Below are 1,253 nucleotides of genomic sequence, written 5' to 3' on the forward strand. Positions count from 1 at the left end.
TGTTGGCACCGGTTATGGCACGGGTGGCGCAGGGGCAACGGGTAGTGCTTCTTTTAGTCAAGGGGAAGGTTCCAGTGAGGAAGTTCAACATAAAAACAGCCATATTATAGGTAGCGGCACTGTTCATACCACGAGTGGGGCAAACACCACACTGGCAGGCGCCGTGGTTTCTGGAGAGCATGTAGAAATAGAGGTTGGTGGTGATTTTGCCATTACCAGCCGCAGTGATACGGGACAAAGTTCCAGCAAGCAAAACTCTGTTTCCATTGGTTATAATAGCCGAGAAAAGGATGGTACAGCCACAACCAATATTTCATTGAACAAGGATAAATCCTCTAGTGATTATCATAGTGTTGTGGAGCAATCAGGCATCAAAGCGGGTGATGGCGGCTTTAATATCATTGTTAAAGACAAAACAACGCTGACCGGAGGCATCATTGCCAGCACCGCGCCGGCAGAAAAAAACAGCCTGACCACAGGAAGCATTAGCACCAGTGATATCAGCAACGGTGCGCATGCTAAAGCCAGCAGCCATGGGTTTAGCCTTTCTGGGAATGATACGATAAAGAACATTGCCAAGAATGTTTTAAATCACGGCAAAGCCAAGGATGGAGCAGAAGGAGAAACCAAATCTGCTATCAGCGATGGGACTATCATCCTTACTGATACAACTGGACAGAGGGCGATGAGGCAAGATGCTGGACAAATCATTGATGCACTCAACCGCAACACCGCTACAGCCCACCAGGCTGTAGAACAGCTAGATGTCGCATCGCTTGAGGGGGGTAGTACATAATCGCGTAGATATGATCAATGATTTATCGGATGAAGGATTTAATATCTTTGAACAGGGCTTTGTAAACATGTTTATCAAAGAGCATTATCTGGCTACCGTGGATCACGATGAAAATGGCAATGTGATCTATGCAACCGATGAAAATGGGGAACCTATAGAAGATAGCCATGGAAACCCGCAGCCGCAATATCATTATTTAACGCCTGAAGAACAACAGAATTTACAAAAAGGTTCTGATGGCAAGGTTCATGTTTTTCTCAATGGTATTTTTACAACACCAGATGATGCAGCCCATAATGCGGTTCAGTTGGCTGATAACAAGAATGATCCGCACTATTTTCTGATGTTCCCTCATAGCGATTCGCGCTTGGTAGAGTTGTTCATTGCAGGGTATCAGTATGCTCTAGAAGGTAAGTTGGGTATTTTGACCAATTCGACGAAGAAGTACCAGAATCTG

1 pseudogene is annotated in these 1,253 nt (G+C 45.3%); it reads left to right on the forward strand.

The window, feature by feature from the left end:
* Nucleotides 1–1,253 (forward strand): annotated as a pseudogene (locus ACFIME_RS03245) (hemagglutinin repeat-containing protein); the annotation flags it as partial.

The organism is Bartonella sp. AP1QHHD (assembly GCF_042196265.1).
Taxonomy (GTDB): domain Bacteria; phylum Pseudomonadota; class Alphaproteobacteria; order Rhizobiales; family Rhizobiaceae; genus Bartonella.